The organism is Achromobacter colocynthidis, from assembly GCF_057334535.1.
Map to the genome: position 1 here is coordinate 156928 of NZ_JBHFIZ010000032.1, position 21354 is coordinate 178281.

The 21354-nt window shown below is 62.2% G+C and carries 26 protein-coding genes; 14 read left to right on the plus strand and 12 right to left on the minus strand.

Annotated features, from left to right (window positions below; genetic code table 11):
- Positions 1-25 precede the first annotated feature (25 nt).
- The 9 genes from ACE04A_RS14860 to ACE04A_RS14900 all read left to right on the plus strand — a co-directional run bounded on the left by ACE04A_RS14860 (position 26) and on the right by ACE04A_RS14900 (position 9064).
- The gene (locus ACE04A_RS14860; RefSeq protein ID WP_448717478.1) at positions 26-964 is read left to right on the plus strand and encodes a DUF6708 domain-containing protein; all 939 of its coding nucleotides are present in this window, start codon (positions 26-28) and stop codon (positions 962-964) included.
- A 308-nt stretch (positions 965-1272) separates the two neighbouring features.
- Complete coding sequence (locus tag ACE04A_RS14865; protein ID WP_448717477.1) at positions 1273-1815, plus strand: hypothetical protein; 543 nt, start codon at positions 1273-1275, stop codon at positions 1813-1815.
- Positions 1816-2160: 345 nt separating this feature from the next.
- A complete protein-coding gene (locus ACE04A_RS14870) occupies positions 2161-2922 on the plus strand; it encodes an enoyl-CoA hydratase/isomerase family protein (protein ID WP_448717476.1) in 762 nt (253 codons plus the stop codon).
- Positions 2919-4538: an AMP-binding protein gene (locus ACE04A_RS14875; RefSeq protein ID WP_485820253.1), complete on the plus strand. Its 1620-nt coding sequence runs from the start codon at positions 2919-2921 to the stop codon at positions 4536-4538. The genes ACE04A_RS14870 and ACE04A_RS14875 overlap by 4 nt, the downstream gene beginning before the upstream one ends.
- Positions 4535-5470, plus strand: coding sequence for a hydroxymethylglutaryl-CoA lyase (locus ACE04A_RS14880; RefSeq protein WP_448717472.1), 936 nt, complete (start codon positions 4535-4537; stop codon positions 5468-5470). Before ACE04A_RS14875 ends, ACE04A_RS14880 begins: the two co-directional genes overlap by 4 nt.
- A gap of 52 nt (positions 5471-5522) precedes the next feature.
- Entirely contained in the window at positions 5523-6050 is a 528-nt protein-coding gene (locus ACE04A_RS14885) for a MarR family winged helix-turn-helix transcriptional regulator (protein WP_279995603.1), read from the plus strand.
- 73 nt (positions 6051-6123) lie between these two features.
- Complete coding sequence (locus ACE04A_RS14890) at positions 6124-6858, plus strand: enoyl-CoA hydratase/isomerase family protein (RefSeq protein WP_485820254.1); 735 nt, start codon at positions 6124-6126, stop codon at positions 6856-6858.
- The gene (locus ACE04A_RS14895) at positions 6855-8051 is read left to right on the plus strand and encodes a CaiB/BaiF CoA transferase family protein (RefSeq protein ID WP_279995601.1); all 1197 of its coding nucleotides are present in this window, start codon (positions 6855-6857) and stop codon (positions 8049-8051) included. Before ACE04A_RS14890 ends, ACE04A_RS14895 begins: the two co-directional genes overlap by 4 nt.
- Before the next feature lie 41 nt (positions 8052-8092).
- The gene (locus tag ACE04A_RS14900) at positions 8093-9064 is read left to right on the plus strand and encodes a Bug family tripartite tricarboxylate transporter substrate binding protein (RefSeq protein ID WP_485820255.1); all 972 of its coding nucleotides are present in this window, start codon (positions 8093-8095) and stop codon (positions 9062-9064) included.
- A 168-nt stretch (positions 9065-9232) separates the two neighbouring features.
- Here the strand turns inward: ACE04A_RS14900 and ACE04A_RS14905 are convergent, their stop codons facing one another.
- On the minus strand, positions 9233-10183 hold the full coding sequence (locus ACE04A_RS14905; protein ID WP_259245803.1) for an NAD(P)H-dependent flavin oxidoreductase: 951 nt from the start codon (positions 10181-10183) through the stop codon (positions 9233-9235).
- 220 nt (positions 10184-10403) lie between these two features.
- On the opposite strand from ACE04A_RS14905, the gene ACE04A_RS14910 reads away from it, so the two are divergent.
- The 4 genes from ACE04A_RS14910 (at position 10404) to ACE04A_RS14925 (ending at position 12394) form a co-directional block, all read left to right on the plus strand.
- Positions 10404-11231, plus strand: a complete 828-nt coding sequence (locus ACE04A_RS14910) for a hypothetical protein (RefSeq protein WP_448717466.1) — start codon at positions 10404-10406, stop codon at positions 11229-11231.
- A gap of 105 nt (positions 11232-11336) precedes the next feature.
- On the plus strand, positions 11337-11492 hold the full coding sequence (locus ACE04A_RS14915; RefSeq protein ID WP_100856831.1) for a hypothetical protein: 156 nt from the start codon (positions 11337-11339) through the stop codon (positions 11490-11492).
- Positions 11493-11629: 137 nt separating this feature from the next.
- Positions 11630-11968 carry a DUF6693 family protein gene (locus ACE04A_RS14920; RefSeq protein WP_100856830.1) on the plus strand — a complete coding sequence of 113 codons (339 nt, stop codon included), beginning with the start codon at positions 11630-11632 and terminating at the stop codon, positions 11966-11968.
- 222 nt (positions 11969-12190) lie between these two features.
- The gene (locus tag ACE04A_RS14925) at positions 12191-12394 is read left to right on the plus strand and encodes a cold-shock protein (protein WP_172616244.1); all 204 of its coding nucleotides are present in this window, start codon (positions 12191-12193) and stop codon (positions 12392-12394) included.
- 113 nt (positions 12395-12507) lie between these two features.
- Here the strand turns inward: ACE04A_RS14925 and ACE04A_RS14930 are convergent, their stop codons facing one another.
- From ACE04A_RS14930 to ACE04A_RS14975, 10 genes are all read right to left on the minus strand, one after another.
- Positions 12508-12891 carry a GFA family protein gene (locus ACE04A_RS14930; RefSeq protein WP_448717465.1) on the minus strand — a complete coding sequence of 128 codons (384 nt, stop codon included), beginning with the start codon at positions 12889-12891 and terminating at the stop codon, positions 12508-12510.
- A 3-nt stretch (positions 12892-12894) separates the two neighbouring features.
- Entirely contained in the window at positions 12895-13254 is a 360-nt protein-coding gene (locus ACE04A_RS14935) for a type II toxin-antitoxin system HicB family antitoxin (protein ID WP_438860292.1), read from the minus strand.
- Positions 13255-13362: 108 nt separating this feature from the next.
- Positions 13363-13770 carry a hypothetical protein gene (locus ACE04A_RS14940; protein ID WP_485820256.1) on the minus strand — a complete coding sequence of 136 codons (408 nt, stop codon included), beginning with the start codon at positions 13768-13770 and terminating at the stop codon, positions 13363-13365.
- Positions 13710-14774, minus strand: a complete 1065-nt coding sequence (locus ACE04A_RS14945) for a lyase family protein (protein WP_485820257.1) — start codon at positions 14772-14774, stop codon at positions 13710-13712. Before ACE04A_RS14945 ends, ACE04A_RS14940 begins: the two co-directional genes overlap by 61 nt.
- 21 nt (positions 14775-14795) lie before the next feature.
- Complete coding sequence (pcaG, locus tag ACE04A_RS14950; RefSeq protein ID WP_448717462.1) at positions 14796-15374, minus strand: protocatechuate 3,4-dioxygenase subunit alpha; 579 nt, start codon at positions 15372-15374, stop codon at positions 14796-14798.
- 3 nt (positions 15375-15377) lie between these two features.
- Positions 15378-16079: a protocatechuate 3,4-dioxygenase subunit beta gene (pcaH, locus tag ACE04A_RS14955; RefSeq protein WP_259245808.1), complete on the minus strand. Its 702-nt coding sequence runs from the start codon at positions 16077-16079 to the stop codon at positions 15378-15380.
- A gap of 63 nt (positions 16080-16142) precedes the next feature.
- On the minus strand, positions 16143-17423 hold the full coding sequence (locus tag ACE04A_RS14960) for a TRAP transporter large permease (protein ID WP_259245809.1): 1281 nt from the start codon (positions 17421-17423) through the stop codon (positions 16143-16145).
- The gene (locus ACE04A_RS14965; RefSeq protein WP_424917686.1) at positions 17420-17986 is read right to left on the minus strand and encodes a TRAP transporter small permease; all 567 of its coding nucleotides are present in this window, start codon (positions 17984-17986) and stop codon (positions 17420-17422) included. The genes ACE04A_RS14960 and ACE04A_RS14965 overlap by 4 nt, the downstream gene beginning before the upstream one ends.
- 60 nt (positions 17987-18046) lie before the next feature.
- Positions 18047-18490, minus strand: coding sequence for a type II 3-dehydroquinate dehydratase (locus ACE04A_RS14970; RefSeq protein ID WP_279995595.1), 444 nt, complete (start codon positions 18488-18490; stop codon positions 18047-18049).
- A gap of 19 nt (positions 18491-18509) precedes the next feature.
- Positions 18510-19517 (minus strand): TRAP transporter substrate-binding protein, encoded by a 1008-nt coding sequence (locus ACE04A_RS14975; RefSeq protein ID WP_404976226.1) that lies wholly within the window; start codon positions 19515-19517, stop codon positions 18510-18512.
- 131 nt (positions 19518-19648) lie between these two features.
- Between ACE04A_RS14975 and ACE04A_RS14980 the strand changes: the two genes are divergently transcribed.
- Positions 19649-20470, plus strand: a complete 822-nt coding sequence (locus tag ACE04A_RS14980) for an IclR family transcriptional regulator (RefSeq protein ID WP_100856821.1) — start codon at positions 19649-19651, stop codon at positions 20468-20470.
- 31 nt (positions 20471-20501) lie between these two features.
- Here the strand turns inward: ACE04A_RS14980 and ACE04A_RS14985 are convergent, their stop codons facing one another.
- Positions 20502-21353, minus strand: coding sequence for an IclR family transcriptional regulator (locus tag ACE04A_RS14985; protein ID WP_448717459.1), 852 nt, complete (start codon positions 21351-21353; stop codon positions 20502-20504).
- Position 21354 lies beyond the last annotated feature (1 nt).

Genomic DNA, 21354 nt, shown 5'->3' on the forward strand with positions numbered 1-21354 from the left:
TACTGCCGTGGATAGGACAGACAATGTGATCAAGCGTCTGCCAAACAACCTGCGCTTTGGTGGAACGCCTCTATATCGAGATCAGCCCACAGGAGAAAGCCCTCAACCGGATGGCGTGCGTAGGGTAAACAGTCAGGCTGTTGAACTTGAAACCTTTGCGAATTTCACTCAACTTGGGGCCGCTGGAGCCCTTGGATTGTCAGTCGTTGTCTCGCTCGGAGCATGTGCGCTTATTCTTTTTGTTGAAGGTATAGAGCACGTGACATTGAGGAGTTTCGTGGAGATTTCACTCTATATCCCTGTGCTGCCTGCAATGATCTCCATTTTCTACTTCGCTAGCGGTGCCCATCGAAATCGCGGCGCGTATATTCGCATTCACCGAGGCACCCGCAAACTCTACTTCATCTATCGGCGCCAGAAGCGTCTGCACGTACTTGACTGGGACCAACTCGAAGCCTTCGCGGGCTACGTACCCATTGTGTCTGCAAGTGGCTACACCAGCCGGCACCCGCTGTACCTTTTTGGCGTGGACTACAGCATGGACCCGCCGACAGAAATCTGTGCGGCATGCGGCAATCTCGGCCTGTTTGACGGCGACCGTTCGGCCAAGGCCCTCTGGTCCTATTTGCAAGCCTTCATGGAACGAGGCCCAGAAGGCCTGCCCAAACCCGCGCCGCTGCCACCACGACAGAGCCGATGGCGAGAGACCCAACAACCCTACCGAGACTGGTATGCAGGCCTGCGACGCCGGCTGGCGAAGCCCTATGGAATGTTCACAGCCCCCCTCACCATTCCGCTCTGGCTGGGCTGGCTGCTCATCAACGCATTTCCGGACAGCGTCGAGGCCTTCATCCAGTACAACGTGCCGTACACGCAGTTCCCCAAAGATATCGACCGGCTGTGCGGCTTCGACGAGAAGCGCAGGCCTGTGATCCGTGTGAATGGGGAGCGAATTGATTCGTGAGCACATGGCCACTGTTGGATGAACGACGGCGGACTCCGCCGCGCTTGCGTATCGCGGCCGCGTTTCGCTTGTGTCAGCGTTGCTGAATGGTAAGCGCCCGGCGAACACGCCTTAAGCGCCGCCATTGTCCGCAAGCCTTAAACCCTGGCACATAGCGTCCTCAAACACCTGATGCACTCGGCTCAATCGCTCGGTGTAGGTGAAGGTGGGGGCATTACCGGAGGGATTGCCCTTTTCGGTGGAGTTACATAGACCGCTTCCGCGACTACCCTATTTGTTCGAAAAAAAGAACAACCGAGGGGATCGTCATGAAGAGATGGCTATGCGGTGCGGGCATCATGGGGATGATGCTGACGGGTCCGGTTGCAGCTCAATACATCGCCACCTGGCAGGATCCTGCGGGCGTGTGGAAAGGCCCCGCGGCGAATCAACCGGGTACGGAGCTTTACGCTGCTGAAGGAGCCGCGCAACGCGCTTGCCTGGATCGCGGCAACCCCAAACTTTGGAACCGCGCGGCGAAAGTGACGGAAAAGGCCACGGGAAAGGTGCTCCTGGAACTGGACTGCGACGCGGAGCGCGCAAAGAGAAAGAAGGGCCAGCCTCAGGCAGTCGCATCTTCCAGTGCTACGACCTATCAGGTTTCCAGGAAAGATCCTTTCGGTAGATGGATGCACGGGCACGGTTCCGATCCTGGGGCAAATCTCGCTTTGGCGGAAGCCTACGCATACGAAGCCTGCAAAGATCGCGGCAACCCTAAAGACCTGCAGTTGGCGTCCAAGGTGACTGAAAAAGGGACGGGAAAAATCGTGCTGGAACTCGATTGCAACGCCGTGCGCGCGAAGGCGAAATGATCTGCTAACCCAGCGAACGTTCCGCCATGCCCAGGCGTGGCAAGCTATGCGCAGCGCAACCTCGACGAAGCCGCCGCCAAGCTAAACGTCCGTCTCGGAAAGACCTTGGGGTCCACGACTCCAGCTGAGGCGCTTGGCGAATGTTGCACCGACCGCCTGAAGCCAGGGGCGTATTCGGGGCCAAGGTCTCCAGGCCCAACATTGCAGAAAAGAACGGTATATCCGGTCAGGCCGAGGACGTAACAGCGCTCGAATAAATAGTGGATTAAATCAACTAAAAGGCATATAGTCGATCCATGGCCGCGGCGTCTTGCGGCGACAAGAACCGAACATTCAGGAGCAGGCATGACCCCGACTTATCACACGATTCTGCTTGAGGTGCGGGACCGTGTTGCCACGGTGACATTGAACCGGCCCGATAGCCGTAACGCGCTCAGTTCGCAGATGTGCGCGGAGCTGGTGCAGGTCATGGAGGCGATTGCGGCTGACCCCGGCGTGCACGTGGCGCTGATCACGGGCAACGGCCCCGCCTTTTGCGCTGGCGCCGATCTCAAGGAACGCAAAACCATGAACCATCAGGAGCTGACGGCGCGCCGGGTTCAGGGCTTTGCCGCTTATGCCGCCATTGAGCGCCTGCCGCAACCCGTGGTGGCGGTGGTGCATGGTCCGGCCTTTGGTTCGGGTTGCGAAATCGCCGGCGCCTGCGACTTCGTGCTGGCCTCCACCGAGGCCGTGTTCTGCTATCCCGAAGTGGGGTGGGGCACGGTCGGCGCAACGCAGCGTTTACCGCGTATTGCTGGCGCTCGCATGGCCAAAGAGCTGTTGTTTACCGGCCGCCGCTTCGACGCCGACGAAGCGCGCGAGATCGGTCTGGTCAACCATGTGTATGCGCCAGATGCGCTGCGCCAGGAGGCGCAAGCCATGGCGGCCGCCATGGCCAGTGCCCAGCCTTTGACCATGCGTCTGACCAAGCGCAGCATTGATCAAGGCCTGGCCACCACGCGCGAAGGCGCGATGGCCATTGAACTGTTGGCCATTGAAGAAAACCTGCGTGGCACGGATTGGCAAGGCGCCATCGCCGGCTTTGGCAAGGAGCCGCAGGCATGAAGGCAATGACTCTGGCTGCCTGTTTGGCGCAGACGGTGGCGGCACGTGGCCCCGAAGAGGCTTTTGTGGCCCCGGGGGAACGTTTGAACTGGAATGAGCTGGCAGCCGGCGCCCGGCTACGTGCGCGGGCGCTGTATGCGGCCGGTGTGCGCCGTGGTGACCATGTCGGCATCTTTCTTGGTAATGGTGGCGACTGGCTGCAACTGTTCTACGCCTGCGCCTTGATCGGCGCGGTGACGGTGCCGGTCAATACCCGGTTCAAGACGGAAGAGCTGGCCTTCTGCCTGCAACAGGCTGACGTCAAGCTGCTGCTGACGGCCGACACCTTTCTGGGCATAGACTTTCTGGATCTGCTGCAACGGGTAGAGCCCGCCCTGACGCAGCGTCTGCCCGGCGTGGCGCTGCCGGTATTGGGCAAGGTGGTGGTGCTGGGTGATCGCAGCCTGCCGGGCACGACCTCGTGGGCAGACTTTATCGAAGGCGCGGATCGTGCCGACGCGGCGGGCTTTGATGCAGCCATGCACGCCGTCAGCAGTGATGATGTGCTTTTGATCCAATACACCTCGGGCACGACTTCGTTCCCCAAGGGCGTGATGCTCAGCCACGCCAATATGCTGGGCAATGCCGCAGCCGTGGCGAAGCGCATGGGCGTGCGGCCGGAAGACCGCTATTTCAGTATCCGGCCTTATTTCCACGTGGCCGGCACCACGCTGTCCATTCTGGTCAGCCTGGTGACCGGGTGCTGTCTGCTGACCTTGCCGAATTTTGATGTGGGCGAGACCTTGCGCATGTTGGATGAAGAGCGCTGCACGCTGACCTCCGGCAACGACACCATCTTTCTGATGCTGATGGGCCATCCCGATTTTGATCGCCAGCGGATTCATCTGCGTGGCGGTTGGGCCGCCGCTGGCCCCGAGGTGATGCAGAAGATTCGCGATGTGATGGGCGTGCCCTCGGTGTGCAACGCCTATGGGCAATCCGAAGCCTCACCCAATATCGTCATGTCGGCCTGGAACGACGAGTTTTCATTGCGCGCCCACGGGTGGGCCTTGCCGCATCCTGGCATGGAAATCCGTCTGATCGATCCGGCAACCGGCGCGGTAGTCGCTCCCGGCGGGCAGGGTGAGATCCAGGCCCGTGGCTGGAGCGTGATGAAGGGCTATTACAAGATGCCCGAGGCCACCGCACGCGCGTTGAGCGAGGATGGCTGGCTCAGCACGGGCGACCTGGGCGAGATGAATGCCGATGGGCGCTTGCGCATGGTGGGCCGCTTGAAGGATATGTTCCGGGTCGGTGGCGAAAATGTGGCGCCGGCCGAGGTTGAAGAGGTTTTGCATGGTCATCCTGCCGTGCGCATGGCCCAGGTGGTGGGGGTGCCCGATGTTCGTCTGGGCGAAGTGCCGGCCGCCTTTGTGCTCTTGCGCGAAGACCAGCAGGCCGAGACTGCCGAGTTGATCGCCTGGTGCAAAAGCCGTTGCGCCAATTTCAAGGTGCCGCGCTATATGGAAATCGTCGATACCTTCGAAAACATAGGCATGACAGGTAGCTCCAAGGTGCAGAAGATAAAGTTGCGCGCCCACGCGATCCGCCTGTTTGGCCTGGAGGAAAAAGCATGACGCGTGATGTGGTGCTGTGCGAGTGTTTTGCCCGCGATGGCTTGCAGCATGAGCCGGATTTCATTGCGACCGACATCAAGATCGAATTGGTCGACGCGTTTGCGGCGCTGGGTTTTGAGCGGGTAGAGGCCACCTCGTATTCCAATCCCAAGGTGGTGCCGCAATTTGCCGATGCGAGCGACATGCTGGCGGCGCTGCCGCGTCGGCACGGCGTCTGGTACAAGGCGACCTGCGCTAATGCGCGCGCCGTGCAGCGGGCGCTGGCCGATCTGGAGCAGGGGCACGGCGCCAATGAGATCAGCCTGCTGGTCTCGGCCAGCGAGTCGCACTCCGAGCGCAATCTGAAGCGCAGCCGCGCTGACCAATGGGGCAATATCGCCGAGATGGCCAGCCTGGGCCGGGGCCATTTCCGCATGATAGGCACGATCTCGGTGGCGTTTGGTTGCCCCTTCGAGGGCGCGGTATCGGCCGATAGCGTGCTGCGCGACGCCGAGCGCTATGCGGCGCTGGGTGTGGATATCGTCACCTTGGGCGACACCACCGGCATGGCCACGCCGCAAGCGGTGCGCGAGTTGTATGGCGCGTTGCAACGTGAATTGCCGCAGCTCACGCTGGTGGCCCATTTTCATGACACCCGCGCAACCGGCCTGGTGAATTACGTGGCCGCCTTGGACGCCGGTGTGCGCTGGTTTGATTGCGCCGTCGGCGGCGTGGGCGGCCATCCGGCCAAGGTCAAATATGGCGGCGGCCATACCGGCAATGTGGCGACTGAAGACCTGGTCAGTCTGTTTGAATCCATGGGCGTGCGCACCGGTCTGGACCTGGACGGGCTGGCCGCCGTGTCGCAGCGTTGCCGCGAGGTGCTGGGGCGCGACCTGCATAGCCGCGTGGCCGACAGCGGCTTCCATCCGTTGATCAAGGCCGGTGCTTGAGCGGCGGTTGTATATCATGCCCTCGTCACCGCAACCGCTCCAAGAGAATTCCATGGCAACCAAAAGCAAGCTTTCCCCCCGCCGCGCCACGCCCGCCACGCTCAAGGAGCTGTTTTCCTACCGCTTGAATCGGCTGGCCTATGTGTCCAGCCGTATTGCCGCTGGCCTTAACGAAAGCCGCTATGGCGTGGGTCCGCGTGAGTGGCGGATTCTGGCCTTGCTGGGTGCCACGCCCGATATGTCTCTGAACGCAGTGGCACGTGAAGCCAATATCGACAAAAGCCAGGCCAGCCGTACGGTGTCCGACCTGATCGAGCGCGGCTTGATCAAGCGCAGCGCCGACGCCCAGGATGCGCGCGGCGTAAGCCTGGACCTGACGCGCGCTGGAAAAAAACTCTACCAAGAGATATTCCCGGCCGCCATTGAGCGTAACGAGGAAATGCTGGCCGTGCTGAGCGAAGACGAGCGCGAGGTGCTGGAGCGCGCCTTGGACAAGATGACGTCGCACATGCTGGATATGCTTAATGACTTGAAGGCCGAAGTGCCCACACGCCGCGGTCGCGGCGTACAGCCGCGCTAAGGCAGCAGCCTGTCTGTGACAGGCTTTCTTATGCTCATAAAGTTGATTAAATCAATTAAATAGAGGTCAAGACATGGTTGAATTGATTATCGAAAATCAGGGCGCGGTGCGCGTGCTGCGGCTGAACCGCCCGGAAAAGCACAATGCCTTGAACACCGCCTTGACGACCGGCTTGCTGACCAGCCTGCGCGAGGCTGATCAAGACCAGTCGGTGCGCGCGGTGGTGCTGACCGGCAATGGCAAGTCGTTTTGCGCAGGCGCGGATACGACGGAGTTTTCCGCGCTGACGCCTGAACATCCCGAGGCCGTGCTGGCGCGCGCCAGCCTGACTACCGACCTGCATCTGGTTTTCTCGCGGATGAGCAAGCCCGTGATCGGCGCCGTGCATGGCAATGCGCTGGGCGGCGGTGCCGGCCTGGCGCTGGCGTGCGACATGGTGGTCATGGCCGAGGACACGCGCTTTGGCTATCCGGAATTGCGTCACGGCATCGTGGCCGCGGTGGTGATGGCCAATCTGGTACGGCAATTGGGCCGCAAGCAGGCTTTCGAGCTGGTGGCCATGGCCGAGGCCATCGACGGCCATCGGGCGCTGGCCTTGGGATTGGTGAATCGGGCAGTGCCGGCCGCCGACGTCTTGCCGCAAGCGTTAGAACTGGCCGAGCGTGTCGCGGGTTGGGACCCGGCCGCCATGGGTCTCACCAAGCGCGCATTCCATCGTTGCGCGGATCTTGCGCTGGAAGACGCGCTGGGCGTGGGCCGGGATGCCAACATCATCATGCGCGGCTTTCGACAAGGGGCGGCGCGATGAAGCCGCTTGATGGCGTCACCATCCTGGACTTGTCGCGGGTGCTGGCCTGCCCCTTCGCGTCGATGATATTGGCCGAACTGGGCGCCACGGTGATCAAGGTCGAACAACCCGAAGGCGGCGACGAGACGCGCGGATTTGAACCCAAGGTGCACGGCGAGGGCGGCGATGAGTCGGCCTATTACCTTGCCTTCAATCGCAGCAAGCAATCGATCACGGTTAATTTCCGCACGCCCGAGGGGCAGGACTTGATACGCCGGCTGGCACAGGACGTTGATGTGGTGGTCGAGAATTTTCCGGTGGGCACTCTGGCGCGCTACGGCCTGGACAAAGCGCACATCGCGCCCGACAACACCGACCTGATTTACTTCTCGTGCACCGGCTTTGGCATGACCGGGCCGTATGCGGCGCGTAAAGGCTATGACACCGTATTCCAGGCCATGGGCGGCATCATGAGTTTGACCGGCGAGCGTGGTCGCGGGCCGGTCAAGCCTGGCTTGCCGGTGGCCGACTTGACCTCGGGCTTGTGGGCGGCGATAGGCATTTTGTCGGCCCTGGTCGGCCGTGAGCGTAGCGGGCGCGGCTGCCATGTCGATTTCTCCATGCTGGACGGTCAGGTCGGCCTGCTGTCGTTGGCTGCGGCGCGCTATTTCGCCTTGGGTGAAGTACCGCCGCGCATGGGCACGGAACATCCTGGGCGCGTGCCGTCGGCCGCGTTTGAATGCCGCGATGGCAAATGGGTGCAGATCACCGGCAGCGACCAACACTGGAAACCGCTGTGCGACCTCTTGGACCTCCCTCAATGGAGCGCCGATGAGGAACTGGCCCGCAACGCGGTGCGCGTGGCCCGGCGAGAGGAAGTCATGGCCGGCTTGCAGGGCGCGGTGGCCAAGCTGGACCGCGATGAGCTTTGCCGCCGTTGTGATGCCGCCGGCGTGCCGGCCGGGCCGATTCTGGATGTTGGCGAAATTCTCAATAACGAGCACGTGCTCGCGCGCGGCATGGTCGCAAGCTATGAGCATCCTCGCATCGGCCGCTTTGGCGCGGTGCCGGTGCCCTTCAAGTTCGAGGGTTATGAAGATCCTCAGGTCGAACGGCCTCCTTTGCTGGGCGAGCATACCGACGAGGTGTTGCGCGCAAGGCTGGGGCTGTCGCACGAGGAAATCACGGCGCTAAGGCAGCTTGGCGCCATCTAGCAATACAAAAAAAGCATCCCGATGAGGATCAGGAGACAAAGATGAATACCTTGAAGCGATTGCTGTGCGGCTTGGCCGTCAGCGCGGTGTGCAGCGGTGCAAGCCTGGCGGCGGACAGCTATCCCAGTCAGCCGATCACGCTGGTCAATCCTTATGCGGCGGGCGGCCCCGCCGATGTGCTGGGGCGGGCGTTGGCGCGCGAGCTGGAAAAGCAGTTGGGCAAGGCGGTTATCGTGGAGAACAAGGCCGGGGGTGGGGCTGCCATAGGCGCCAACTTCGTGGCGCGGGCCAAACCGGATGGCTATACCTTGTTGCTGGGCACGTCGGCCGCGCATGTGGTGACGCCCTTGATGCAGCAGACGCCGTACGACGGCATCAAGGATTTTGCCTTCGTGGGCATCGTGGCCAACCAGCCCAATATGCTGGTGGTGCGTTCATCCATGCCGGTGTCGACCTTGCCGGAGCTTATCGCCCTGGCGCGCAAGGAACCGGGCAAGATCAACTACGCGTCGGCGGGCCCGGGCAGTTCGCCGCATCTGGGCGGCGAGCTGTTCCGCCAGCAGGCCAAGGTCGACATCATGCATATTCCCTATAGCGGCGCTGCCCCGGCCATCAATGATCTGGTGGGCGGGCAGGTCGACATGGCCGTGTTGAATCTGGCTGCCAGCGTGCAGTTCATTCGTAGCGGAAAACTCAAGGCGCTGGCCTATGCCAACCCCAAGCGCTCGGCCTTGTTTCCCGATGTGCCCACCTTGGCGGAAGCGGGGGTAAGCGGGGCGGAGGCGGCGTCGTGGTACAGCTTGGCCGCGCCCAAAGGCACGCCGCCCCAGGTGCTGGAGACATTGAACAAAGCCGTGCAGGCCGTGAACCAGTCGGCGGAATATCGCAAGCTGATGGACGCGCAAGGTGTCGAGCTCTGGACCATGACGCCGCAAGAAGCGACCCAGTTCGTGGAGAAGGATCAGGTAGCCATGCGCAAGCTGGTCGAAGGCGCGGGCTTGTTGAAGAAGTAGGGCGGTCGAAGAAGTCGGCTTGCCGAAGAAGTCGGGTGGTTCACGACTTCAGACGTGAAATGAACGGACTCCCGATGGTTGGATAAAGCCAATCTTCGGGAGTCGGCGTGGTGTATGACGTCGGTGCTTGCCCAGTTCAACTGCGCTGGACCTTGCCACGGTCGCGGCTCAGCCCAACGCGGAAAGCCGCCGAATCGCCACCAAGGTTTCTTCCACCAGACGCTGCATTAATTCGCCGGCCGGTACCAGATCGTCAATCAACCCGGCGCTTTGCCCGGCTTCGACTTTACCCAGTTCGACATTGCCTTCCAGCGCCGCTTGCTTCAAGGTGCTCTGGGCAAACAGGGCGTCCAGCTCTTCGTCGCTGCCGTTGCGTTCGGCGGTGAGGTACTGCTGGGCAAAGGCGTTGCGCAGCATGCGCACCGGCGAGCGCCCGCGGCCAACCAGGGTGGTGTCGCTGATGTTCGCGCCCATCACGGCCGCTTTATAGGCCGCGTGCACGCCCGCTTCGGGTGTCAGCAAAAAGCGCGTTCCCAGTTGCGCGCCGGCCGCACCCAGGCAAAGCGCGGCGGCAATTCCCGCGCCATCCGCGATGCCGCCGGCTGCAACCACCGGAAGGTCCACGCGCTGCACCGTCGCCCGCAGCAGCACTTGGGTGGTGATCTCTTCAGGGCCGGGGTGCCCGCCAGCCTCCAACCCGACCGCGATCACGCCATCGACGCCGGCCGCCTGGGCTTTCTCGGCATGGACCGGGCTGGCAATGACCTGTAGCCATTTCATCCCGGCATCGTGCACGCGGCCCAGGTGCTCTCGCGGCCCGCCTTGCGAGGCGATGATGATAGGGGCGCCTTCCGCGATGGCGATGTCCAAATGCTCGCGCGCGCGCTTGTTGTAGAGCGGGATGTTCACCGCGTAGGGGGCATCGGTCAGGCTGCGAAGCTTGCGCAGCGCGGCTTGCAGCGCCTCGGGGTACATCGGTCCGGAGGCCACCACGCCCAGGCCGCCAGCGGCCGAGACAGCGGCCGCCAGTTCCGCGTTGGAGGATGCCCAGCTCATGCCGGCTTGAATGATGGGATATCGGATACCCAGAAGACGGGTCAGCGGGGTCTGCAAAGTCATGATGGCATCTCGGTGGGAAAGCAATCATTCTCGTGCAATTGGTTGATTTAATCAACTAATGTGCGGGGGTTGCTTGGGTGGCGCTGGCTGCCTGCCACTCCTATCTATAAGCAAACCCCGCGCAGGTGAGCCGGTTCTTTTACAATCCGGCGCGGTCCTTGGCGGGCACTCCGCCCGCATCTAATAACGGACCGCTCTCAACAACAGGATGTGGCAGTACATGGCAACGCAGCACTCTCAGCCCTCGACAGGCGAACTGATCAAGACCTTTCGGCATGGCAAGTTCTTTGTCTATTTCCTTGTAATACTGGGCATCGCGTGCCTGGCACTGGCCGGTTTCGTTGTCTACCTGAGCACCATCGTGCCCCAGAAGAATCCCCCGCTTTTCTTCGGCACCGCCGGTTTCCTGGCCTTCTGCGGGCTCGGCGCGCTTGCGGCCAGCGTGTGGCAGAAGAAGTTGCGTCAGCCTAGCTATGAGATCTATGAAAAGGGCGTGGCCCGTATCGTCGGCGCGCAGAAGACGTACACGCCTTTTGCCGAGATCGAAGATCTGTATCTGTTCAGTTCCGGGCAGACCGTGATGAGCGGCCTGGCCACCAACCTGGCCTATCGCCGCAACGCGCAAGAATCCTTCAACTGGATCAGTCTGCACCTGTCGGGCTTCATGGATTTCCAGCAGCTGTTCCGCGAGCTCTACCTGCGCGAGCGCCAGCCTGTCGTTCTTGAGACCCTGGCATCGGCCGGGGCGGTGACCTTCAACTACATCAGCACGGGACAGGTCTGGCGCAAGCGCATGAGCGGCAAGTTCCTGAGCATCACCACCCAGCCCATCGTTGTCACCCGCGACGCGCTGGAAGTGCAGGGGCAGAAGGTGCCGGTATCCAGCCTGCGCAACGTCGACCTGAACGCCTGGACCGAGAAGGTTGTTATCAAGGATGCGGCGGGCAATACCGTGCTGTCGACCATCGGCTTGGGCATTCTGGGCCTTGATCTGTTCCTGAATACCTTGAGCTTGATGCTTGACCAGAACCAGGACGTTGCGGCGTAACGGTTCGCTTAAGCAGGGAGCATGGGCGGATCGTTACAAAAGTAGGGGCATGGTTGCAAGGGTCCGAAATACACTTTCGCCGACCTTAACCCTCTGGATTTCAAGATGAAGATGTTCTGTGCCCTGGCCGTCGTTGCATGCCTGCTTGGTGGATGCGCGGTCTATACGCCCGATGGCGCCGTGATCGTGGACCCGCATGGCGGTGGCGGCGGCGGTGGTGGATTCTGCCCGCCTGGACAGGCCAAGAAGGGAAATTGCTGAGCGGCGTTTAACGAAAGGCCGAAAGTTGCCCAGGCATGCAGCACGATGTCGGTTGGTGCGGTCGGTGCGTTTTGATACATTTATAAAAAAATGGTAAAACGTCCGGCGTTAACTTACATCAAAGGCCTGGGCACACCATGAAGCAATTGAAGTTGAAATCGGATCTCACCGTCGGCGATATCATCGGCCACGGGATTATCTGGATCCTCTTGAGCATCGTCACGCTCGGCCTGGCGCTGTTCGTGTTCCCGTACTACATGCAGCGGTTCATCATCAGCCGGACCTCGGTGCTTGACGATTCCGGTCGCCGCGTGGGGCGGCTGGAATGCACGATCGATTTGGCCAGCATCATCGGCAATATCGTCATTTGGGCGATCATCTCGATCGTCACGCTTGGCATCGGCTACCTCATCTTCCTGTACAAGATCAATGCGCATTGCATGAATCACACCAAGGTTGTGGACGTCACTATCTGACGATCAACCCGTGCGAATCAGCCCGCCTCTGTAGGCGGGCTTTTTTTATGACAGAGGGACTTGGCGCGGACAGCCCTATAGGCGCCGCTTCGGCCGCAGCAGGGCAGAAAGCTCACTCGCGTAATTGTGTCATTTCGAAACAGGGATATCTTTGTTCCTGGTAATCACCCATAGTGGCCGCGGGAATATTTTTTCCCTGTACATCTAGGACATACATTGAAGATAGAAACTGGCATCGTGAAGTGGTTCAACAACGACAAGGGCTACGGCTTTATTTCCCCGGAACTGGGCGGTAAAGATCTGTTCGCGCACTACTCTGAAATCCAGGGTGACGGACACAAGTCTCTTGAAGAGAACCAACGCGTGTCGTTTGTCGCTGGCCAAGGACAGAAAGGTCCCCAGGCGACGATGATCAAAGCGATCTAATTCCTGAGCTGCTTGCGCAAGCAGGCAGATGGGATGCAGTGATAGGGCCGAATCCTTTGAAACATGGGATTCGGCTTTTTGCTTTCTGATCGCTACGTCCCGTCCATCGCCGTTTAGATCGTCAGATCCGCACCGTTCACGAACTTGACGGGAACGGCGGCCAGATCCACCCCTTCAAGACAACGGACATTGATTGCCCAGCCATCGAAGGCAAGCATGCCCTGGGCGCGCTCTTCGGGCGTGGGCTGGCTGGGTACCCGGAACGGCAAGATTCCGCAGCGTGCGCAGAAGTAGTCGGTGGCGGTCTCGGACCCCCACTTGTAGGTGCTCAGGTTTTCCAGCGGGGTGACCATGCGTAGCGCTGTCGCGGGCACCCGATGCATCAGCGCGCCGCGCCGCTTGCAGATCGAACAATTGCAACTGCGCACGTGATCCAGATCCAGATCAACTTCGAAGCGGCAGGCGCCGCAATGGCATGAGCCTTGATAGGTACGCATGGGTCAGGCTGTGGGCCAGGAGTGGCGTGAGGCGTTGACCGTGGACAGGTCAATGTCGACGTGCATCCAGAAGCCATCTTGAAACTCCGTCTGCTGCATCCAGTCGTTAACGGAGCTGGGCGGGGCAATAGGCGCGGTTTCGCCAAATAAATGGGCCTCAACGGCTTCTTGTGCCGCTGCGGTCAACTGTTGCAGCGTGGAGGCTGCCGCATGGCAACCGAGAAAGTCCGGAAAAGAAGCGCCGTAGACGCTGCCTTTTTCCTTGTGTACGTAAATGGGGTAGAGCACTTGGTTCTCCTGGCCGATCGCGCTTACCTCAAGCCGGCTTGCTTGAAGATCCTGCACGGTGACGCCGCGATTCATGAGGCCTTGATATGGGCTACACAATAATCGCTCTGTAGTGTGCGCGTATATCGGACCGTTCACCTACGGCCGAATCTAAGACCAATTCCCTCGACCCCTCCCAACCCCTCAGCCCCCGTACGTTACCTCTCCCCCACGCGCCTTCCAGGCCGCCAGCACTTCATCGCACATCGCAGGCGCTTGTCCCAAGTAGTTCACCGGATCACTCAAGCGATCCAGTTCTTCCTCACCCAGCAATTCCCGCGTCGCCTCGTGCGATGCCAGCGTGTCCCGCACGGCGACTTTCAGCGGGCAGTTTCTGCGGACGGCTTCCTTGGATGCCTGTTCGATCAGTTCGTGCGCCTGCAAACGGCCGATGCGCGCGCCTAGCGCCAAGGCGTATGCCTCGGCCAGAATCAGGCCGTGGGTGGCGTCGAGATTGCGCGTCATGTTGGCGGGGTTGACTTCCAGGCCGTTCAACATGCCCACCAGATGGCGCAGCGCGCCGCCTGCCAAGGCGCAGATTCTGGGCAGCACGTCCCATTCGGCCTGCCATCCGCCCAGCGCGCGCTCGTGCTCTTGAACCATCGCGGACAGCATGGTCGACACCAGGGGCGGCACGCGGGTCGCGGCGGCCAGGATGGCGGCGCTGGCGACGGGGTTGCGTTTGTGCGGCATGGTGCTAGAGCCGCCCCCCCCGGGCCGCCGGGTTCGGCCAGTTCCGCGATTTCGGTTTGCGCCATCAGCGAGACATCGCGGGCAATCTTGCCCAGCGTGCCGGTCAGCACGCCCAGCGTGGCGGCTACATCGGCGAGCCGGTCGCGATGCGTGTGCCAAGGCATGCCGGGCAGCGTCAAACCCAGCTCTTCGGCAAAGGCTAGCGCGACGGCGGGTGCCGCCGCGCCCAGGCTGGCCAGCGTGCCGACAGCGCCACCGAATTGCAGCAGCGCCATGTGTTCCGCGTCTTGCCGTAAGCGACGCTGCGCCCGTTCCAGGTCTTGCAGCCAGCCCGCCGTCTTGAGACCGAAGGTGGTGGGCAGTGCGTGTTGCATCCACGTCCGGCCGATCAGGATCGTGTTGCGATGCGCCCCTGTCAATGTTGCGCACGCCGATTGCGCCGCGCTCAAGTCTTGATCCAACTGGGCAATGGCTTGGCGCAGTTGCAGTACCAGCGCGGTGTCCAGGATGTCCTGGCTGGTGGCGCCCCAATGCACATAACGCGCCGCCCCGGGGTCGACACGATGCACGGCGGCCGTCAGTTGCTTGACGAAGGGAATGGCGATGTTGCCGGCCAGGATCGAGGCGGTGGCGATGGCGTCCAGGTCGATGACGGCACCGATGTCGTCGCCACGGCAGGCGTCGTGGCAAACCCCATCAATGCCGCGCGCGGCGCTGGCGGGGATGACGCCGCAGCGTGCCTGGGCGCGGGCCAAGGCCGCTTCAACCTCCAGCATCCGCCTGATCGTCTCCGCGCCCGAGAAGCACGCCATGATGTCGCGATCGCAGTAGATCTGTTCGGTCAGGCTGGAAAGAGTCGTCATGGTGCGCCGATTGAAAACACGTCAGATCTCAAAGAAAACGGTTTCGCCCGCGCCCTGCAGGTTGACGTTCCAGCGCAGTGTGCCGTTGTCTCCCGCTTGCGCCACCAGCGTGGCCCGCCGCGCGGCGGGAACTTGCCGCAGAATCCAGTCCTGTTCGTTGGCTTGAGCTTCGTCTGGAAAATACATCCGCGTCGACAGATGCTTGAGCAGCCCACGCATGAACAGCGACACAACCAGGTGCGGAGCCTGGAGCGTGCCGTCGGGGCCGGCAACGCGCCCTGGCTTGATGGTGGTGATGCGAAACGAGCCATCCGGCTCGGTCGGCACGCGGCCAAAGCCCGTGAAGCCGGACTTCGCGGCATCAGCGCCGGAATAGCGCGGATCATCCGGATGTTGGTACACGCCTTGCGCGTCGGCTTGCCAGATCTCGATCATGCCGTCGGGCACGGGCTTGCCTTGCCCATCCGTGACGCGCCCTTCAATAATGACCGGGGGCGTGTCGAGCGCGGTCAGGCCGGCGGTCAGGTCCGCACAGTTCAGTCCAGACAGGCCGATATGCAAATAGGGGCCGACGGTTTGCGAAGTGGTGGGGTAGAGCATGCGTTACTCCATCGGGGTGGCGTTGCGGCCGCGCAGCACAATATCGAATCGGTAGCCCAGCGCGTACTCGGGCACGGTGGTTTCCCAGTCAAGCGTGGCGACCAGGCGCGCGCGAGCCTTGGCGTCGGGAATGCATTGAAAGATCGGGTCGAATTCCAGCAGCGGATCACCAGGGAAGTACATCTGCGTGACCAGGCGCGTGGCATACGCACGGCCGAACAAGGAAAAGTGGATATGCTGCGGCCGCCAGCCGTTGTAGTGATTGCCCCACGGGTAGGCGCCCGGCTTGATCGTCTTGAACTGATAGCGGCCCTGCGCGTCGGTGACGGTGCGGCCTTCGCCGCTGAAGTTCGGGTCCAGCGGCGCATCGTGCTGATCGCGCTTGTGCAGGTAGCGGCCGGCGGCGTTGGCCTGCCAGATTTCAATCAAGGCATCGGGAACGGGCCTGCCGTTTTCGTCCAGCACGCGGCCCGACACGATGATGCGTTCGCCGATGGCGTCGGCCTGGGCGATGCGTGTCAGGTCGCTGTCGCCCTGGGCGACGAAGTCCGCGCCGAAGGTGGGGCCCGTAATCTCGGACAAGGTTTGCGGAACGACGATCAAGGGCTCATTGGGCGAGCGCAGTTGGGTCGAACCGTAAGGGTCGAAGCGGTACGCGGGCTGGGTGTTCCAGAACGCGCGCCGATACTGGGCAAGATGGGACATTGCAAAAACTCTCCTATTAAGTGCCGCCGGGGCCGGCCCGGCGGCGCAATCCTGTCGAACCCGCTACCCGCCGAACCAGCGCGCGGGCACCATGACCAAGGTGGGGAAGACGATCATCAGGAACATGACCAGGAACTCCGCGATCATGAACGGCACCACGCCGCGCATGACATCACCGAGCTTCATCTTGCCGACCCCCGCCACCACGTTGAGCACGGCGCCCACGGGCGGCGTCACCAGGCCGATCGAGCAGTTGATGATGAACATCACGCCGAAATACACCGGGTCGATCTCGGCCGCGCGCACCACGGGCATCAGCACGGGCGTCAGGATCAAGATCGTGGGCGTCATGTCCATGGCGGTGCCTACCACCATGACCAGCACCATGATGGCCGCCATCAGCAGGACCTTGTTATCGATGAACGGTTGCAGCATTTCAACGATGCTGGCGGGCAACTCGGCCACGGTGATCAGCCAAGCGCTCACCATCGCGGCCGCGATCAGGAACATGACGATGGCGCTGGTTTTCGCGGCGCCAACGAATACTGCGTACAACTGGTTGAGCTTCAGTTCGCGGTAGACCAGCGTCGACACCAGCAGGGCATACGTGGCGGCGACCACGGCGGCTTCCGTCGGCGTGAATACCCCCATCCGCAAACCCACCAGGATGATGACGGGCAGCATCAGCGCCCACAGCGCCTTGCGAAACGCCGTACCGATTTCCTGTGCCGATTTGCGCGGCGGCGGGACCAGCTTTTCGCGCCGCACGAGCCATGCCCAGGTCACCCACAAGGCGCCGCCGATCAACAGGCCGGGAACGATGGCCGCCATGAACAGCTTGGCAATGGACACATTGGCCGCCACCCCGAAGATGACCAGGCCGATGCTGGGTGGTATCACCGGGCCGATCACGCCCGTGGCCGCGATCAAGCCGCCCGCCGTGGGTTTCTTGTGGCCGGCGCTGACCATCATGGGCAGCAGCAACGCGGTCAACGCTGCGGCGTCGGCCACGGCCGAACCTGACAAGGCGGACAGCAGGCAACCCGCCATGATGGTGACGTAGCCCAGCCCGCCCTTGACGTGCCCGACCAGCGCCAGCGCCAAATCCACGATGCGCCGCGACAGCCCGCCCACGTTCATGATTTCGCCGGCCAGCATGAAGAACGGCACGGCCAGCAGCGGAAAGCTATCCGCGCCACCAATGACGTTCTGCGCCAGGATCTGCGAATCGAAAATATCCAGGTGCCACATCAGCGCAACGCCGCTGGCCAGCAGCGCAAACGCGATGGGCACGCCCAAGGCCATGACACCCAATAGCGAGCCGATAAAAATGGCGATGGTCATGCGCTTCTCCCGGTGGCGCCATGCTTGGCGTCGTCCAGAATCTGCTTTAGCTGCACGGCCTCTTCGGATTCCTGGACCATGATCAGGTCCTGGTTGCGCAGCTTGCCCGTCAAGACACGGTAGAGATCCACCGCGATGATCAAGCCGGCCAGGGCCGAAAACACCAGCCCTGCCGCATACACGATCGCCATCGGTAAACCGCTGACGGGCGCGCTGACGTCGGCGTTGATCACCGCCTGCTTCCAACTGCCTTCGAACATTAGCGCCACGATGTAAAGCATGATGATCTGCCCGACCACCAGGCAGATCTTCTTGCCCGCCGTGGGCAGCTTGGCCACGATCATGTCCATGCCCAGGTGGCCGCGTTCCTTCAAGGCGATGACGGCGCCCAGGAAGGTCAGCCAGATGAACATCCAGCGCGAGAGCTCTTCCGACAGCGTGATGCCGGAATTGAAGCCATAGCGCGCCACCACGTTGCCGAAGACCAGTACCACCATCGCCGCCAGCAGCAGGGCGATGGCCAGTTCCAGCACGCGGCAGACGGCGCTGATGAATCTGTCTATGAAAACCATGGTCCGGCCCCTACGCGAATCGGAGTTGGATCGGAGATGGGGCACGCCGCGTCATGCCTTGGCGTCCCGAACGATATCCACCAGGCCGCGCAGCGCCGTCAGGTAGGAATGCGGCCCCAACCCTTGCACCGTGCCGCGCACGGCGGGCGAGATGATCGAATGCGCCCGCCACGCCTCGCGCGCCGCGATGTTCGACATATGCACTTCCAGCGTGGGAAAGGGCATGGCCTTGATGGCGTCGTGCAGCGGCACGCCATGTTGGGTCAGGCCGGCCGGGTTCACCAGCGCGCCTTGCGCCGCGTCGATGTTCTCGTGCAGGAAATCGATCAGCGCACCCTCGTGGTTGGATTGCAGGGTGGCCAGTTCAACGCCCAGTTCACCGGCCAGCACGCTCAGGCGCTGGTTGATTTCCGCCAGGGTGGTGGTGCCATAGATGTGCGGCTCGCGGCGCCCGAACAGGTTGAGGTTCGGGCCGTGCAAAACAAGAATCTTCATGATGGATAAGCCGGTGCGTTTACTTGCGGATGCGGGCGAGTTCGTCGTTGTAGAGCTTGACGATGGCGGGGTCGTAGCTGCCGGTGAAGTGCGCCACAACCGGTTTCACGACCTGCTGCATACGGACCTTTTGCGCCGGTTCGATCGTGTTGTATTGGATGCCCTTGGCCTGCAATTCCGCCACGGCCTTTTGCGCGGCTTCGCGGCTGACCTTGCGCTGATAGCTGCGCGCCTCGTTGGCGGCCTCTTGCATGATGCGTTGCTCGGTGGGCGACAGCTTGTCCCAGAACTTCTTGCTGACCAGCACGATGTTCGCGGCGTAGACGTGGTTGGTCGCACTGACGAACTTCTGCACTTCGTAGAACTTGTTCGACAGGATCACCGAGTACGGATTCTCCTGGCCGTCCACTGCCCGCGCTTCCAGCGCGCCGTAGAGTTCAGCAAACGGCATGGGCACCGGGTTGGCGTTGAAGGCCTTGAACGTGTCCAGGAACACCGGGTTGGGAATCACGCGGATCTTCAGCCCCGCCAAGTCTTCCGGCTTGGTGATGGCGTGCTTGGAGTTGGTGACGTTGCGAAAGCCCAAGTCCCAGAAGCCCAGCGCAACCAGGCCTTTCTCGGGCAGCTTGGCGATCAGGGCACTGCCCAACGGACCGTCCAGCAGCGCGTCGGCCTGGCCGAAGTCGGTGACCGAGAAGGGCAGGTCAACCAAGCCGAATTCCTTGACGATGCCCGCCAGCGACGTCGACGCGGGGGCCGCCATTTCCTGCACGCCGCCTTGCAGGCCGGACTGCTGCTGCATTTCATTGCCAAGCTGCGACGCCGGGAATTCCTTGACCTTCAGCTTGCCCCCGCTTTTGGCGGCAAGCAGTTCTGCAAACTTCTGCACGCCGGCGCTGACGGGGTGATCGGTATTGTTCAGGTGGCCGAAGCGGATCGTGCGTTCCTGGATGTCTTGCGCGGTGGCCGTCATGGCGGCCGTGCACAGGACAGCCATCAAACCCAAACGGAAAAGGGGGTTCTTCATCGTTGTCTCCTTCCTGGTTTTATTGGAATGTTCTCGATGTCTTGCAGGACTCGGTAGTGGAATGTAATTCCGAGTGGAATAGTTTTCCACCTAGGGTTATCATCCATCACCCCATTACTTGTTGAGATGACATGGCCGGAGTCCTCGAACGCGCGCTTGCCGTCATGGAGTACTTGTCCTCCAGACCCGAAGGCGTGCCGCTAGCCTCGCTGGCGCAGCAACTTGAGATCCCCCAAAGCGCGGCCCATCGCCTGCTGACCGACCTTTGCCGCTGCGGCTACGTCCGGCAGATTCGGGATCATGGCGACTACGCGTTGACGGCCCGCGTGGCCTCGATTGGCCTGAGCTATCTGGCGGCGACCGGCATCGTTGATATCGCCCAGCCGCTGGTTGACCGCCTGGCGGATATCTCAGGCGAACTCGTGCGCCTGGCCATCGTTGATAACGAACGGCTGACCTGGGTTGCCAAGGCGCAAGGCGCGCGCCATGGCTTGCGCTACGACCCGGAAATGGGATCGGACGCCAGGCTGTCGTGCAGCGCGTCGGGGCATGCCTGGATGCTGACGATGTCGGATGAACGGGCGCTGGACCTGGTGTCGCGACAAGGCTTCGGGTCGCCGGAGGAATACGGCCCGAATGCGCCCACCACGATTGCCGCCCTGACCAAGATGTTGCACGCGGCGCGCAAGCGCGGCTACGCGATGATCAATGAAGTGTTCGCGCCCGGCATGACCGCCATGGCTGCGCCCGTGCAGCGCAAGGGCGAAGACGCCATCGGCGTGCTGAGTATTGCCGGCCCCGCCATGCGCCTGACCGAAGCGCGCATGGTGGAACTGGGCCCCGACCTCTTGGCGGCCACCGAGGAACTGGCGCTGGCCAGCCTGGCCTCACCGATGTTTCGCAAGCGCTTTCCCATGCAGGGCCGTAACGCCGGCGACGACGCGGGGAAGTGAGTCACCGGTAAAGCAGTCACGGGGAAACGAGTCACCGCGCGCGGCCGGCGTCGTCGTCATCGCTGCCGTTGTCAGTCACCGGGCCATTGCCCCACGTGCCTACGCGAGCCGAGCGCAACAAGGGCGACGCCTCTCCGGCCTGCGCCAACTCGCTGGCGGCGCGCAACAAGGCAGGCCCGAATTTCTCCATCGCCTTCAGCGTCAGCCGCTGCGACGGGCCGGCCACAATCAGAATGCCGGTGCTGGCGTGCCCCGGGCGGCGCACGGGCGCGGCCATCGCGCTCATCCCTGCCGCATACACGTCTTGAAGCATGCTGTACCCGCGCCGACGATGCCCGTCCAGGCTGGCCAGCAAGGCGCGTATCGACGTCGGCGCATTCGGCCCGAAGTCGCGCGGCTTGCCCAGGCCTTGCTCGGTGACATAGGCAATGGCCTGGTCTTCCGGCAGCGTCATCAGCCACGCATGCCCCGCGGCGCTGCAAGACAGGCGCAGGTCGATGCCCATGTCGGGGTCGTAGAGCAGCCCGGATTTCGCGCCCTGGGCCTTGGCCACCAAGGTGAGCCGCTTGCCGTCCACGATTGCCAGCCGCACCAATTCGCCCGTGGCCAGGGCAAAGCGGTCAATGACGGGCTGCGCAATATCGACCACGCCCGAGCGGCCCAGAAAGCTCAGCCCCATCGAGGCCAGCTTGGTCGTCAGGGCATATTCCCCCCGCACCGGCGTCTGCCGCACATAGCCGTACTTCATCAATTCGTGCAGGGTGCGATGGCAGCCGCTGCGCAACTGATTAAGGTCGTCGGCAACAGTGGCCAAGGCCACGCCGTCGGGGTGCTCGGCCAGGTATTCAAGCAACGCCAATGTCTTTTCGATTGCCCCGCTCATC